Origin of the sequence: Streptococcus parasanguinis (genome assembly GCF_901875555.1) — a bacterium.
Taxonomy (GTDB): domain Bacteria; phylum Bacillota; class Bacilli; order Lactobacillales; family Streptococcaceae; genus Streptococcus; species Streptococcus parasanguinis_H.
Genome location: NZ_CABFMD010000034.1, coordinates 111,404 through 125,604, shown reverse-complemented (window position 1 = coordinate 125,604; position 14,201 = coordinate 111,404). Strand labels below are relative to the sequence as shown.

General features: G+C 43.0%; 12 protein-coding genes. 5 read left to right on the top strand and 7 right to left on the bottom strand.

The window, feature by feature from the left end; translation table 11 throughout:
• Positions 1 to 92: 92 nt before the first annotated feature.
• Genes rpsR through rpsF form a run of 3 tightly spaced genes read right to left on the bottom strand, consistent with a single transcriptional unit; the run spans position 93 to position 1,182 of the window.
• The gene (gene rpsR / locus JX304_RS09025; protein ID WP_000068664.1) at positions 93 to 332 is read right to left on the bottom strand and encodes a 30S ribosomal protein S18; all 240 of its coding nucleotides are present in this window, start codon (positions 330 to 332) and stop codon (positions 93 to 95) included.
• Positions 333 to 373: 41 nt separating this feature from the next.
• A complete protein-coding gene (locus JX304_RS09020) occupies positions 374 to 871 on the bottom strand; it encodes a single-stranded DNA-binding protein (protein ID WP_049515946.1) in 498 nt (165 codons plus the stop codon).
• A 20-nt stretch (positions 872 to 891) separates the two neighbouring features.
• Complete coding sequence (rpsF, locus tag JX304_RS09015; protein WP_003005040.1) at positions 892 to 1,182, bottom strand: 30S ribosomal protein S6; 291 nt, start codon at positions 1,180 to 1,182, stop codon at positions 892 to 894.
• 303 nt (positions 1,183 to 1,485) lie between these two features.
• On the opposite strand from rpsF, the gene JX304_RS09010 reads away from it, so the two are divergent.
• From JX304_RS09010 to JX304_RS09000, 3 genes are read left to right on the top strand one after another with little or no spacing between them, the layout of a single operon-like run.
• A complete protein-coding gene (locus tag JX304_RS09010; RefSeq protein WP_205012217.1) occupies positions 1,486 to 2,538 on the top strand; it encodes a bifunctional glycosyltransferase family 2/GtrA family protein in 1,053 nt (350 codons plus the stop codon).
• Positions 2,525 to 3,427, top strand: coding sequence for a phosphodiester glycosidase family protein (locus tag JX304_RS09005; RefSeq protein WP_205012216.1), 903 nt, complete (start codon positions 2,525 to 2,527; stop codon positions 3,425 to 3,427). Before JX304_RS09010 ends, JX304_RS09005 begins: the two co-directional genes overlap by 14 nt.
• A complete protein-coding gene (locus JX304_RS09000; RefSeq protein WP_205012224.1) occupies positions 3,408 to 3,815 on the top strand; it encodes a hypothetical protein in 408 nt (135 codons plus the stop codon). The genes JX304_RS09005 and JX304_RS09000 overlap by 20 nt, the downstream gene beginning before the upstream one ends.
• A gap of 279 nt (positions 3,816 to 4,094) precedes the next feature.
• On the opposite strand, the gene JX304_RS08995 is transcribed toward JX304_RS09000, so the two are convergent.
• Positions 4,095 to 6,284 carry a surface-anchored 5'-nucleotidase gene (locus tag JX304_RS08995; RefSeq protein ID WP_205012215.1) on the bottom strand — a complete coding sequence of 730 codons (2,190 nt, stop codon included), beginning with the start codon at positions 6,282 to 6,284 and terminating at the stop codon, positions 4,095 to 4,097.
• A 447-nt stretch (positions 6,285 to 6,731) separates the two neighbouring features.
• On the opposite strand from JX304_RS08995, the gene JX304_RS08990 reads away from it, so the two are divergent.
• The gene (locus JX304_RS08990; RefSeq protein ID WP_205012223.1) at positions 6,732 to 7,052 is read left to right on the top strand and encodes a CHY zinc finger protein; all 321 of its coding nucleotides are present in this window, start codon (positions 6,732 to 6,734) and stop codon (positions 7,050 to 7,052) included.
• 46 nt (positions 7,053 to 7,098) lie between these two features.
• Here JX304_RS08990 and JX304_RS08985 read toward each other — a convergent pair whose 3' ends face one another.
• The 3 genes from JX304_RS08985 to hutI all read right to left on the bottom strand — a co-directional run bounded on the left by JX304_RS08985 (position 7,099) and on the right by hutI (position 11,952).
• Positions 7,099 to 7,638, bottom strand: a complete 540-nt coding sequence (locus tag JX304_RS08985; RefSeq protein ID WP_205012213.1) for a biotin transporter BioY — start codon at positions 7,636 to 7,638, stop codon at positions 7,099 to 7,101.
• A gap of 388 nt (positions 7,639 to 8,026) precedes the next feature.
• Positions 8,027 to 10,411 (bottom strand): phosphoketolase family protein, encoded by a 2,385-nt coding sequence (locus JX304_RS08980; protein WP_205012211.1) that lies wholly within the window; start codon positions 10,409 to 10,411, stop codon positions 8,027 to 8,029.
• A 293-nt stretch (positions 10,412 to 10,704) separates the two neighbouring features.
• Positions 10,705 to 11,952, bottom strand: coding sequence for an imidazolonepropionase (hutI, locus tag JX304_RS08975; RefSeq protein WP_205012210.1), 1,248 nt, complete (start codon positions 11,950 to 11,952; stop codon positions 10,705 to 10,707).
• Between the two features lie 199 nt (positions 11,953 to 12,151).
• Here hutI and JX304_RS08970 point away from each other — a divergent pair, with 199 nt between their 5' ends.
• Entirely contained in the window at positions 12,152 to 14,182 is a 2,031-nt protein-coding gene (locus JX304_RS08970; protein ID WP_205012209.1) for a urocanate hydratase, read from the top strand.
• Positions 14,183 to 14,201: the final 19 nt, after the last annotated feature.

The window sequence follows — 14,201 nt, the reverse complement described above, 5'->3', positions numbered from 1 at the left end:
TATCTTTATAAGTTAATTTCATAATAAAAACACCCCAAAAGTTAGATTTTTCTGTCTAACTTTTGGGGTGCAGTTCACACCGGACCTCTTTTTTAATCTTCGTTTACGAAAGGCATCAAAGCCATTACGCGAGCGCGTTTGATAGCTGTTGTTACTTTACGTTGGTTCTTCGCTGAAGTTCCAGTTACACGACGAGGAAGGATTTTCCCACGTTCTGAAACGAAACGGCTAAGAAGCTCAGTATCTTTGTAATCAACATATTCAATTTTGTTTGCTGCGATGTAATCAACTTTTTTACGGCGTTTGAATCCGCCACGACGTTGTTGAGCCATGTTTAATTCTCCTTTATAGTTTTAATTCGTTAAACCCATTCTTAGAATGGAAGATCGTCGTCTGAGATGTCCATTGGATTAGCTCCAAATGGATTTTCTTCACGACCAAAGTTTGGCGCTGCATTGCTTGGTTCAGATCCACCAAAGCTTGGGGCTGCATTTCCAGCAAAACCACCGTTGCCTGATGAATAGCCACCAGCTGCATGCCCTTCGCGTGCTGCACGGCTTTCCAATAATTGGAAGCTGTCTGCTACGACTTCAGTGACATAAACACGTTGACCTTGCTGGTTTTCGTAATTACGTGTTTGAATGCGACCGGTAATCCCAATCAAAGCACCTTTCTTAGCCCAGTTGGCTAAGTTTTCTGCTTGCTGACGCCAGATCACACAGTTGATGAAATCGGCTTCGCGCTCTCCATTCTGACTCTTGAAGTTGCGGTTAACAGCTAGGCTGAAAGTAGCAACTGCTTGATTGCTTGGAGTGTAACGAAGTTCAGCATCACGGGTCATACGACCGACAAGTACAACATTGTTAATCATAAGTCACCTCTGATGATTTCTTACGCGTCAACTTTTACGATCATGTGACGAAGAATGTCACCGTTGATTTTTGAAAGACGGTCGAACTCGTTAAGAGCTACAGCGTCGTTCGCTTCAACGTTTACGATGTGGTAAAGTCCTTCACGGAAATCTTGGATTTCGTATGCAAGACGACGTTTTTCCCAATCTTTTGATTCAACAACAGTTGCACCGTTGTCAGTCAAGATAGAATCGAAACGTGCTACCAAAGCGTTTTTAGCTTCTTCTTCAATGTTTGGACGAATAATATAAAGAATTTCGTATTTAGCCATTGATAATGTTCCTCCTTTTGGACTAATGACCCCAAGTCTTTGCAAGGGGTAAGTGAGGTTTACTCACAAGAAACTATTATACCAGACTTTTCGAACAAAGGCAAGGATTATCTTTAGGATTTGAAACATCATTTTTTACACACCCTACGATATTGAAGGAAAACTTCCCCTTAAAAATGGCAATTAATAGAAGGAAAGATACTCCTTTCCTGTCCCCTTTTCTTAAAGAAAACTGATATCAGTTAGCTTTAAGCTTGAGTCTTTATACTAGCTACAACAAATCTCAAGAAACGAGGAACGATTATGAATTATCTTATCATCCCCGCCTATCAACCGGATCTGAATCTTGTCAAATTGGTTCGCCTGGTTCACGCTAAGAGTGATCTCCACATCATCGTCGTCGACGATGGAAGTGACGCCGACAAGAAAGTGATTTTTGACAAATTGGACGGGCTTGCGACAGTCCTGACCCACGAGCACAACCAAGGAAAAGGGCAATCCCTCAAAACTGCTTATGCATACATCCTAGAAAGAGGTACCTATGGAAGCATTGTTACAGCTGATGCAGACGGTCAGCACAAAATTTGGGATATTTTCAGGGTTGTTAACCAATCTCAAGAACATCCTGGAGCACTTATTTTAGGAGCACGCGCCTTTTCTGGCCAAGTTCCTTTGCGTTCTGCCTTCGGGAATAAATTGACTCGTTTCCTCTTCAAACAACAAACCGGAGTGGCAATCAGCGATACCCAAACAGGTTTACGGGCTTTTACTACGAATCTCTTGCCTTTCATGCTTGAGGTTGACGGACAGCGTTATGAATATGAAATGAATGTTCTCCTTGCAGCAAGCAAGTCCTTCCCCATCCTAGAAGTTCCGATTGAAACAGTCTATATCAATGACAATGAAGGTTCCCACTTCCGACCTATCCGAGATGGCCTCATGATCTACAAGGACATGTTTAAATTTGCCCTCTCCTCTCTAAGTAGTTTTATCGTTGACTATCTGGTCTATGCCTTCTTCCTTTTTGTAATGATGGCTGTGCCCATTAGTCTTCGCATTCTCCTAGCAAACGGGATCGCTCGTGTGACGAGTTCCATTTTTAACTACTCGACTAACAAGCACCTGGTTTTTAAGAATAAAGACAGCGTCGCTAAAACAGGAAGTGGCTACTTTGGTCTAGCCCTAGGCCTCTTTATTCTCGATACGCTCTTGATTCGACTCTTCTATACTGCTTTCGGGCTCAATCTCCTGATCAGTAAAATTGTCGTTGGCTTCCTCCTCTTTCTGGTCTCATGGGTGATCCAGAAAAAAGTAATCTTCAAAGAAAGGATAGCTCCCCACCATGAAATTCTTTAAAAAATCCTATACCTATGCTGCCTGCTTTGGCCTTCTTTTGACCAGCGGTTTTAGCTACTCGATGCTCAAGACCTTTGTCTTATCCGATGCCATCCAAACCGTAAAAGCTACGACTACGGACACTAAGGCAGCCAAAAAAGCAGCTGCTTCAGCTACAACGACGGATACCAGCTATTCAGATGACAATATCCAGGTGACTTTAACAGAAAAAACAGTTGAAAATACCCAGGTTTACATCGCAGATATCACAGTCAGCTCGGCAGATTATCTGAAAACAGCCTTTGCACAAAACACCTACGGGACAAATGTAACGGCTAAGACCTCCGTCACAGCCGCCAACAACAGTGCTATTCTAGCAGTGAACGGTGACTATTACGGGGCTAACAACACAGGATACGTCATCCGAAACGGTGTGGTCTATCGAGATACCGTTCGGGAAGATTCAAGCAATGGGGACCTGGCGATTTATAAGGATGGATCCTTCAAAATTATCTATGAAGACGAGATCTCTGCGGATCAATTGGTCAAAGACGGGGTCGTCAATCTCCTCGCTTTCGGTCCTTCCTTAGTTGAAAATGGTGAGATTACGGTAGACACCAACTCAGAAGTTGGACAATCCATGGCATCCAACCCACGTACAGCGATTGGGATCATCGACGAAAACCACTACATTATCGTCGTGTCAGATGGACGGACTTCAGAAAGTGAAGGACTATCTCTCTACCAATTAGCGGAAGTGATGAAGTCTTATGGCGCTAAAACAGCCTACAACTTGGATGGGGGTGGATCTTCTACCCTTTACTTCAATGGCCAAGTTATTAACAAACCAACAACAAATGGTACTATCTCAGAAAGGGCGGTGAGTGACATTGTCTACATCGGTTACTAATCCCATTAAAAAACGCTTGAAAAAAACGATTCTCTGGTATCCTCTTATTTCAGCTTTCTTCTTCGTTGGAAGTCGCATCTATGAACACTTTAGTTTTGGAGAAACTTCGGCCTTCATGCACTACCTTTTCTTGATTCCTTTGATCGGTGGGGCACTGTTAGTAGCTCTACAGCTCTTCGTCAAAGGCTTCTCTCGCCTGAGTCTCAATCTTTGGAATTCCGGAGTGGCTACTCTCACAACAGGAGCCCTCTACCGAGGCATTGTCAACCTCTCTGGTCGCTCCACCACAATGGATCAGCCCTATTATTACTTTGGAGTTGCCTTTCTAGCACTAGCTCTGATCAGCCTCTTCTTTGTCCGCAGTGTCTGGATAGAGAAGACAGCCTAAGATATGAAAAACGTCCGTTTCTTAAAAGAACGGACGTTTCAGATTGAAGTCAAAGTATTCTGAGAAACTTTCCTTAGGTGAGAACGGACGTCAGCGAACTTCTTCAAAGTTCCATGACTTAGTTTTGAACCTAAGGTTTCAAAACTCCCGAGTGCTTGAAACAATATTGTTTCAAGCACTTTTCTCACGGCGGAAAGTCCCAGTAGGGAGTAAATGATATCTATTGCAGAATCATTTAATTTTTTATGCAAAAACAGTTTGTATACTTTCTATCCCCAGTTAACCTTCGCGTTTTTTGCTAGCTACAAAACCTGCTAAAGCGAGTGAGGTCATGCCAAAGAGACTAAGGACTGTAGAAGCCAAGTCTTCTTGACCTGTTTTTGGAAGACCGGTTGCTGGTTGAGCAACTGCTTCTTCTTGACCACCTGTATGATAAGTGACAGCGACTGGTTTAACCGTTGCTGTTTCTTTTGTTTCCGTTGCTTCTGGTTGGACTGCCACTGCTGGGCTTGTAGGTTGAACCGTTGGGTTAACTGGAGCCACTGGAGCTACAGGATTAACAGGACTTACTGGAGCTACTGGAGCTACAGGATTGACAGGACTTACTGGTGCCACTGGAGCTACAGGATTGACAGGACTTACTGGTGCCACTGGAGCTACAGGATTGACAGGACTTACTGGATCTACTGGCGATGGCTGTGGTTCCGGTTGTGGTTCTGGAGTTGGTTTTTCTTCTTCCACTTTTTCCACAAATGTCTTGTTACCCAAGATTGAAGCAGACAACTTCTTCCCTGCCTTATTCACATCTTCGATGTATTGGATAAAGACTTCAGTATCTGGATTAATAGCACCGATCAATTTTGTATCGCGGAAGACTGAGAAGCCATCACCACCACCATACAAGAAGTCGTTGATAATCGCCTTATAGGTCTTCTTGCGATCAATTTCAGTTCCATCTGCCTTGTAAGCTTTCACAACCTTATATGGATTTTCTTCTGTTGCATCGGCTGGTTTTGTATAGGTGTACTTGATACCTGCCATTTGCAAGAAGTAGAGTTCTTTCTCATCATACTGTTGGTCCAAAGCTTTATAGATTTGATCTCCAGTAATTTCGACTACTTGAAGAATATTTCCAAATGGTTGCACCGCTTGAGCCGCACCCCAAGTGACTGTTCCGTCTGGTTTCACCACAAGGTCTGCACGGATTCCTCCATTATTGGTGAAGGCAAAGTCTACATCTGGATAACCTGATTTTTTAGCAATATCCAATTGGGCGGCTGTGACCAGATCCCCAACAGCACTTTCTTTTTGCGCATTCAATTCCCGTGTAATATTTTCAGCTTTCTCTGCCGAACCAATTTTCGCTTCCGTTACCTTTTTAACAGTCTCGTCGGCTTCATTGATGATCGCTTGAACCTTGGCATCTTTAGCTTTACCTTTAGAAGGATCGACAGCGATGATTTTAGCAGTTGGAGCTTTGACAAAGTCAGCTGTATCTGTATCTAAGACTCCACGGACATCAGAGTAGGCTTTGCCTTGAGAAGTTACTTGCACAATCAAGGTATTGCCGACCATCCCATTTGTATATTGGTGGTTGTGACCTGCAAAGACGATATCCACTGAGTTTTCAGGATAGATTTGGTTTAATTTTTTGATCATGTCTGCAGCAGGACCTTCTGCTACCCCATTTTTACTTGTTGCAGCAACGTGGGCCAAGACAGCGATAGCATGAACGCCTTGGTCATTTAATTCACGCGCATATTTGGCAATCGATTCTGCTTCATCCAAAACGCGGTATTGTTCATGATTTTTACGCAAAACAAGATTTGGGAATTCTGTCGTAACAACCCCGATAAATCCGACCTTAACGGTCTTATCATTGACTGGGATTTCTTTAATGGTATAAGGTTTCCAGTCAAATGGGATTTTGTTGGTATCCTTGTCGACCAAGTTAGCAATCACAATTTCTTGTTTGGAAGCTTCATGAGGATACTCATCGACGATCTTATTGAATTGACCAGGTGTTGGGGCTTCTCCCTTCATGATCCGGTTGAATTCACCAAGTCCTTCGTCAAACTCGTGATTTCCAAGAGTTCCATATTCAAAGTTCATTTCATTGAAGACTTTAACAGTTGGTTCATCTTGAAGGAGGGCAGAATTGGCTGGACTAGCCCCGACCATATCTCCAGCTTGCACACGGATGCTGGCATTTGGCGTTCCGGCATTCTCCGTTTCAAAGTCTTTTTGCGAATCGTTGAGGTAGGTTGCCAAAAGTGGGGCTGTTCCTGCATTTTTCACAGTTTCGCCTTCTAAACGAGCTGTCCCTGTTTGTTCCAAGGCACCGTGGAAGTCATTGACGCCCATAAACTGCACGGGCAATTCGTCTGCAAAAACGCTATTGATCGCAAAAACACTAAGACCTGCAGCGACCGCTAGGATACTGCTTTTCAAGATAACTTTTTTCTTCATAGAATACTCCATTTTCTAATGTAGGACACTTCTCCAAAGAGGAGAAAACAGAACAGTTGATTTGCTGCAATCAGCTCTTCCATTTTACTATTTTTTCGGCTTTTCTTCAATATTTCTTTGAAAACTCTTCCATCTTCCCTAGAAAACGCTTGATTTCCGAACTTATATCCAGCTGTCTTTTCTTTAGTTCTTAGATCTATAGTTTAAATTGTAAAATAAAAATCAGTCCCTAAAGGTTCATCAAATAAGAACTGAAAACTATTGTTACGTAGAAGCGTAAGGTAGACACAATGAATCATGTGAATCGACTATACTTTTCTCCTATAAATACAAATCCTTTGTGCTATAATGTGATTAATGGAAAATAGTAAAAGTACAATCACTAGAAAAACTTTCAGAAAGCAGGAACCTGATGTCCTGGGCAAGGCCATCTCTTCTACCCCTTGTCTGTCAGAAGCCCAAATTCATGGCCTCTTGGTAGACAAGGAAAGTAGGTGCCAACACTATCATTCTCCACTAGATATTCTTGCCCTAAAATGCTATGACTGTCAAAAGTATTATGCCTGTTATCAATGTCATGATCATATAGAGGATCATAAATATCAGGCTTATCCTTGCCACTTAAGGCAGGATAAGGTAGTTATCTGTGGTGTTTGTCTACATGAAATGACTATTGAAAACTATCAAAAATCTGTCTCTTGCCCTCATTGTCACAGTCGGTTTAACCCAGCTTGTTCAAAACACTATGACATTTATTTTGCAAAATAAAAAGATTGAAGACATTGTTCGTGTGAACAGAGCCTTCAATCTTTTTTTAGTTAAAGTAGTTATGATTTTTTAGTGCTTTTAAAACTGGCTTAGTCACCAAAGAGACGATGAGTCCTTTTAACAGGTCAGGAATGATAAAAGGTGTCAAACCGACAGCTACGGCTGTAGACCAACCCATATTTCCAAGGAAGTGAAGGGTGAGAATTCCACCGACAAATACTGGGACATCTCCTAAAACAAAAGCCAAAAAGATTTTCCAAATGGGTGTATCAGCATTAGTCAGTTTAGAAGTGATAAAGGCGAAAAGGGGATAGGCAAGTATATAACCAGCTATTGGACTAAAGAAGGTTTGAAAACCACCGCTACCTCCTGCGAAAACGGGTAGACCAATTGCACCGAGAATAAGATAGAGGAGAGCAGCAAGAGTAGCTTCCCTCGGTTTAAAAATAGCAGCCACCAGTCCTACAGCAAAGGTCTGTAAGGTGATGGGCACCGCTCCTATCGGAATGATGATTTGTGATAGGGAAGCAATGATAGCAGCTCCGAAGGCTGGAAGAACAATTGAAAAAGTATGATGTTGTTTCATTTTTAGTTAACCTCACTTTTAAATACGGTTAACCTATTATACCAAACAACCCCTTAATAGTCAACCGAGATATAAAAACAGATTGACTGTAGAAACTGGAATTCGTTTGTAATTTTCTTTCTCAAGCAATCCCACTTTCCAGCATTCTTTTTTATTTTAGGAAATCATTCACCTAGCTACTGATGGGCTAATCAAATATTTTTTAAAAAATATAAAATTCTTTTACCGCTAGCATCATTGATGCAATCCACAAGGTGATTCCACCCTATGTGGATAGAAGACTTCCACAAACTGATGAAACAGCGCTTAACTGTTTCAAAAAAAGCAAGTGGAAATGTAAAAGACGGTCTAAATAAGAAAAAAAGCCGGATTGTTCCGGCTCTTCTTCTTATTTATTTACGTTTTCCCATTTCCAATTTTGAACTTCTGGAATGTCATCTCCATTTTCACGGATATAGGCGTTGTGGAAGGCTACTGTTTCATCCATTTGAGCTGCAAATTCGCTTGCTGCTTCTCCAAGAGCTGCATTAGCTGCATCTTGTGCCAAGTGGAAGCGATCCAACTCAGACATGACACGCATATCAAATGGTGTTGTGATATCCCCGTTTTCACGGTAACCATGCACACGAAGATTATGGTTGTGACGGTTGAAGAAGATATCACGGATCATACCTTCGTAACCATGGAAGGCAAAGATAACTGGTTTGTCAGCAGTGAAGACCTTGTCGAACTCTTCATCTGAAAGTCCACGCGCATCGACGGATGGGTGACGCAATTTCAAGATGTCTACAACATTGACAAAGCGGATCTTCAATTCTGGGAAGGCTTTGTGAAGAATCGTTACGGCTGCAAGTGCCTCTAAGTTTGGCTCTGTACCTGCTGCTGCAATAACTAGATCTGGCTCTTCATCTGCTGAAACAGTTGATGCCCAATCGATCACCTTGTATCCTTCACGAACCAATTCTTCAGCTTCAGCTGCTGAGTAGAATTGAGGACGCGGGTGTTTAGAAGAAACAATCAAGTTGATCACATCTTCTCCCTTGAAGGCTTGGTCCATCACTGCAAGCAAGGTATTGGTATCTGCTGGCAAGTACTCACGGATGTATTCAGGAGTTTTCTCAGCCAAGTGAGTCAAGATACCTGGATCTTGGTGAGTGTAACCATTGTGGTCTTGTTGGAAGACTGTTGAAGTCGCAATCAAGTTCAAGGCAGGGTAGTTTTTACGCCATGTCGTGTGAGTCTTAGATTTACGCAACCATTTGAAGTGTTGCGTAATCATAGAGTCTACGACACGAAGGAAGGATTCGTAAGATGCGAAGAATCCATGACGACCTGTCAAGACATATCCTTCAAGCATTCCTTCTGCTTGGTGTTCTGACAATTGAGAGTCAATCACACGTCCAGCAGGGCTCAAAGCTTCATCGTAGTCTGGTTTCATACGTCCTAACCATTGACGGCTTGTACGTGTGAAAACTTCTTGAAGACGGTTTGATTTGGTTTCATCTGGTCCAAAGATACGGAAGTTGTCTGGGTTGGCTTCCACAAGGTCTGCCGCATACTTACCAAATTCGATCATATCTTGCGCCATGATAGCACCTGGTGTTTCAATCTTGAAGGCATGTTTCTTCCAATCAGCTGTGTTCATTGGTTTGATGACACCTGCGTTTGTGATTGGGTTCATGGCCATGCGACGGTCACCTTTTGGTGCGATTTCAGCAATTTCAGGAAGTAATTTACCAGTTTCGTCAAACAACTCAGCTGGACGGTAAGATTCCAACCATGAAAGAAGGGCATCCACATGCTCCATGTGATGAGCATCTACTGGGATCGGAACTTGGTGAGCACGGAAGCCACCCTCAATTGGTGTTCCCTCCCAAGCTTTTGGACCAGTCCAACCTTTAGGAATACGAGCAATCAAGACAGGATATACTGGTTGAGTTGCTTCTTCTGCAGAACCTTTACGAGCTTCTGCTTGGACTTTCTTGATTTCTTCAATCGCTTCGTCCAATTTCTCTGCAAACAAAGCGTGAGCAGCTTCGTGGTCATCAGAAATAGCGGTTACGTTTGCAAAGATTGGTTTCCAACCAAGACCTTCAAAGAAGAGGGCCAATTCTTCGTCTGTTTTGCGTTCGAAGATCGTTGGGTTGTGGATCTTTCCTCCGTTGAGGTAGAAGATTGGAAGAACAGCACCATCGTTGACTGGGTTCAAGAAGGTATTTGACAACCATCCTGCCATCAATGGACCTGTTTCTCCTTCACCGTCACCGATCACTGTTGCAGCAATCACATCTGGATTATCCAATACAGCACCTACAGCGTGAGAAAGGGCATAACCAAGTTCTCCCCCTTCATGGATAGATCCTGGTGTTTCAGGCGCCGCGTGAGAAGCGATCCCTCCTGGGAATGAGAAGATCTTACACAAGTGTTTGAAACCTTCTTCGTTTTGAGGGATAGTTGGATTCAATTCAGTATATGAACCATCTAAGTAAGAGTTAGATACCATCACTTGTCCACCGTGACCTGGTCCTTCAATGTAGAACATATCCAAGTCGTATTTGTTGATGGTACGGTTCAAGTGAGCATAGATAAAGTTTTGCCCTGGTACAGTTCCCCAGTGCCCGATTGGGTGAGCCTTCAAGTCATTTTCAACGACTTCACGCTTCAACAATGGGTTATCTTTTAAGTACATTTGAGCAGCTGAAATGTAGTTGGCTGCACGCCACCAAGCGTCTACTTTATCCAAGTAAGCTTTGCTGTTATAATCGACAGTCATCTTGTCTCCTCACAATTTCTAGACAGGTTTGTTGAACAACCTGTTCGTTTGATGAATAGTTTAAACAATCTGTTTTTTTAAGGTTAAACAGATGATATTGAAGAAAATACTCAATATTACCTCTATTCTATCAAGATTTTCCCTTTTTGTACATTAGAAAGTAAGAAAAATATTCTTTGAACGTCAAATTTTAATTTCCTACTAAAGCGGTCCCATTCCCTACAGGGATACAGTTAAAAAAAGACTTTGCTGATTTTTACAAACCAGCAAGGTCTCGACTGAAATAGAGTAGTTTAAATGACTTTTTGACCTTTCTTGTAGACATCTGTCACTAGATTTGTCGCAAAGAAATAGAAGAGATAGTCTAGATTTGGTGCATCAAAGATGGTAATGTCAGCCTGTTTGCCAGCATCGAAAGAACCGATCGTTTTAGCACGATCTACTGAATAGGCTGCATTAATGGTCACTGCATTGAGAATTTCCACTGGAGTTAGGTGCATCATGAAGCACCCCAGATGCATGGCAAACTGAAGATTGGCTGTTGGACAAGATCCTGGATTGCTGTCTGTTGTTAGGGTAATAGCCATGCCAGCGTCCAACATCTTACGAGCCGGTGCATAAGTATCTTCCATGAGGCTAAAGGTTGTTGCCGGCAAAAGATTTCCAATAACTTTTGCTTTTGCCAGTTTTTCGATTCCCTCATCGGTAATGACCATCAGGTGTTCGGCACTGGTGGATTCCAATTCAGCTGCCACATCAACACCTCCAATGGATTCGATCTCATCGGCATGAATCCGCAGTTTGAAGCCCATCTCCTTGGCTTTAGAAAGAAGATAGCGAGATTCATCTGCTGTAAAGACCCCTTTTTCACAGAAGATATCACAGAACTCAGCTAACTGTCCTTCTTTCACTTTCGGAAGCATTTGTTCCACAATGAGATCTAAATATTCTTGAGAACGGCCCTTGTACTCTGTAGGAATCGCATGGGCTGCCATAAAGGTAGATACCAAGTCTATTTGATGATCCCGATCCAGTGCAGCGACAACATCCAACTGGCGTTTTTCAGTTTCCCAATCCAAACCGTAACCGCTTTTCGCTTCAACAGTTGTCACCCCATGGCGCAACATATAGTCCAACAGTCGTTCGGATTTGTCATAGAGATCATCAAAGGAAGCTTCCCGTGTCGCCCGAACGGTGCTTAGAATCCCTCCGCCTTGGGCGAGGATGTCTAAGTAAGAAACACCTGCTAACTTTTTAGCAAATTCATGCTCCCGACTGCCTCCATAGACTAAGTGGGTGTGGCAATCAATCAGGCCAGGGGTTGCAACTTTTCCTTCATAGGATTTTACTTCCGTATGGTCATCGATCAGTTCTGGGGCTGGTTGCCCTGTCCCAACTGCAAGAATCTTTCCATCTTTAATGGCGATATAAGCATCTGAAAGAATTTTTGCCTCTGCCATCTCCTTACCATAGAGAGGATGACCCAGATCATTTGGACAAAACAATTGGTTAAAGTGGGTTAATAGGATATCAGCTGACATATGAAACATTCCTTTCTATTTCCATCGTTATTCATTTTACAATTCTACAGAAAAAGCGTCAAAAAAAAGTCAAAAAGTTTTCCCCTCATCTTTTTTTGCTTTATTAACAATTATATTTTTTTTTGACTCTTTATTGACGTTTCTTGGATACAATAAAGAAAATACAAATTCACAATCCAAAAATAAGGAGGGTTCTGCTATGTCATTTATAGACGAGAAAGAAATTGCAGCAGCTATGTCTGTCAAACTTGACTTTGATGTCCTACCTGAAAAGGCGACTTTTCAAGAAGGCATCCGTCGTGCACCTGATAGAGGCTTCCGCTTAACGCAAGCTCAGACCGAAATTGCCCTTAAAAATGCTTTGCGTTACATTCCTAAAAAATTCCACCAAGAGTTGATCCCAGAATTTCTGGAAGAACTGAAAACTCGCGGTCGGATCTATGGCTATCGCTTCCGTCCAAAAGATCGCATCTATGGAAAACCAATTGATGAGTACAAAGGAAAATGCACTGCTGCTAAGGCTATGCAGGTCATGATCGACAACAACTTGAGCTTTGAAATTGCCCTTTATCCTTATGAATTGGTCACTTATGGGGAAACAGGATCTGTCTGTGCCAACTGGATGCAATACAACTTGATCAAGAAATACTTGGAAGTGATGACAGAAGACCAAACCTTGGTCGTTGAATCTGGTCACCCACTTGGCCTCTTTAAATCGAAACCAGAAGCTCCTCGTGTCGTCATCACCAACGGTCTCTTGATTGGTGAGTATGACAATATGCGCGACTGGGAAATCGCTGAAGAAATGGGAGTAACCAACTACGGTCAAATGACTGCAGGTGGCTGGATGTACATCGGACCTCAAGGGATCGTTCACGGTACCTTCAACACCCTTCTCAATGCTGGTCGTCTTAAACTCGGCGTGCCTGATGATGGCGACTTGACCGGTAAACTCTTCATTTCATCTGGTCTCGGTGGGATGAGCGGTGCTCAAGGGAAAGCAGCTGAAATCGCAAAAGCGGTTGCCATCGTCGCTGAAGTGGACCGCTCTCGGATCGAAACGCGCCACTCTCAAGGTTGGATTAGCCAAGTGACAGACAGTGCGGAAGAAGCTGTGAAATTGGCTCAAGCAGCCCTGGAAGCTGGTGAATCAACTTCCATTGCCTACCATGGTAATATCGTGGACTTGCTCGAATATGTCAACGAACACCAAGTTCATGTTCATCTCTTGTCTGACCAAACCTCTTGTCACAACGTTTATGATGGCGGCTATTGCCCGGTTGGGATCAGCTTTGAAGAACGGACACGTTTGCTGGCAGAAGACAAAGAAACCTTCCATCGCTTGGTAGATGAAACCTTGGCTCGTCACTTCGCAGTGATTAAAGATTTAACTGCTAAGGGCACCTACTTCTTCGACTACGGTAATGCCTTCATGAAATCTGTTTACGACTCAGGCATCAAGGAAATTTCTAAGAATGGCTTGGATGACAAGGACGGCTTCATTTGGCCATCTTATGTAGAAGATATCATGGGACCTATGCTCTTTGACTATGGATATGGTCCATTCCGTTGGGTCTGCCTCAGCGGTAAACATGAAGACTTGATTGCAACCGACCATGCAGCGATGGAAGCGATCGATCCAACTCGTCGCTACCAAGACCGCGACAACTACAACTGGATTCGCGATGCTGAAAAGAACCAACTGGTGGTTGGTACCCAAGCTCGTATCCTCTACCAAGATTGTATGGGTCGTGTCAACATTGCTCTGAAATTCAATGAACTCATTCGCCAAGGCAAGATTGGACCAGTCATGATCGGACGTGACCACCACGACGTATCTGGTACAGATGCTCCATTCCGTGAAACATCAAACATCAAAGATGGATCGAATGTCACTTGTGATATGGCGGTTCAATGTTACGCTGGTAACGCTGCTCGTGGTATGAGTCTCGTGGCTCTCCATAATGGTGGTGGTACTGGCATCGGTAAAGCTATCAACGGTGGCTTTGGTCTCGTACTAGACGGTAGTCACCGAATCGATGAAATTATCAAATCTGCTATTTCATGGGATACCATGGGAGGGGTTGCTCGTCGGAACTGGGCACGGAACGATCATGCTATTGAAACAGCGATCGAGTACAACCGTCTCCATGCAGGAACAGACCACATCACCATTCCTTATCTTGCAGATGAAGATTTGGTCAAAGATGCGGTTCAAAAATTGTTTTAACATCAAAAAATAAAATCTG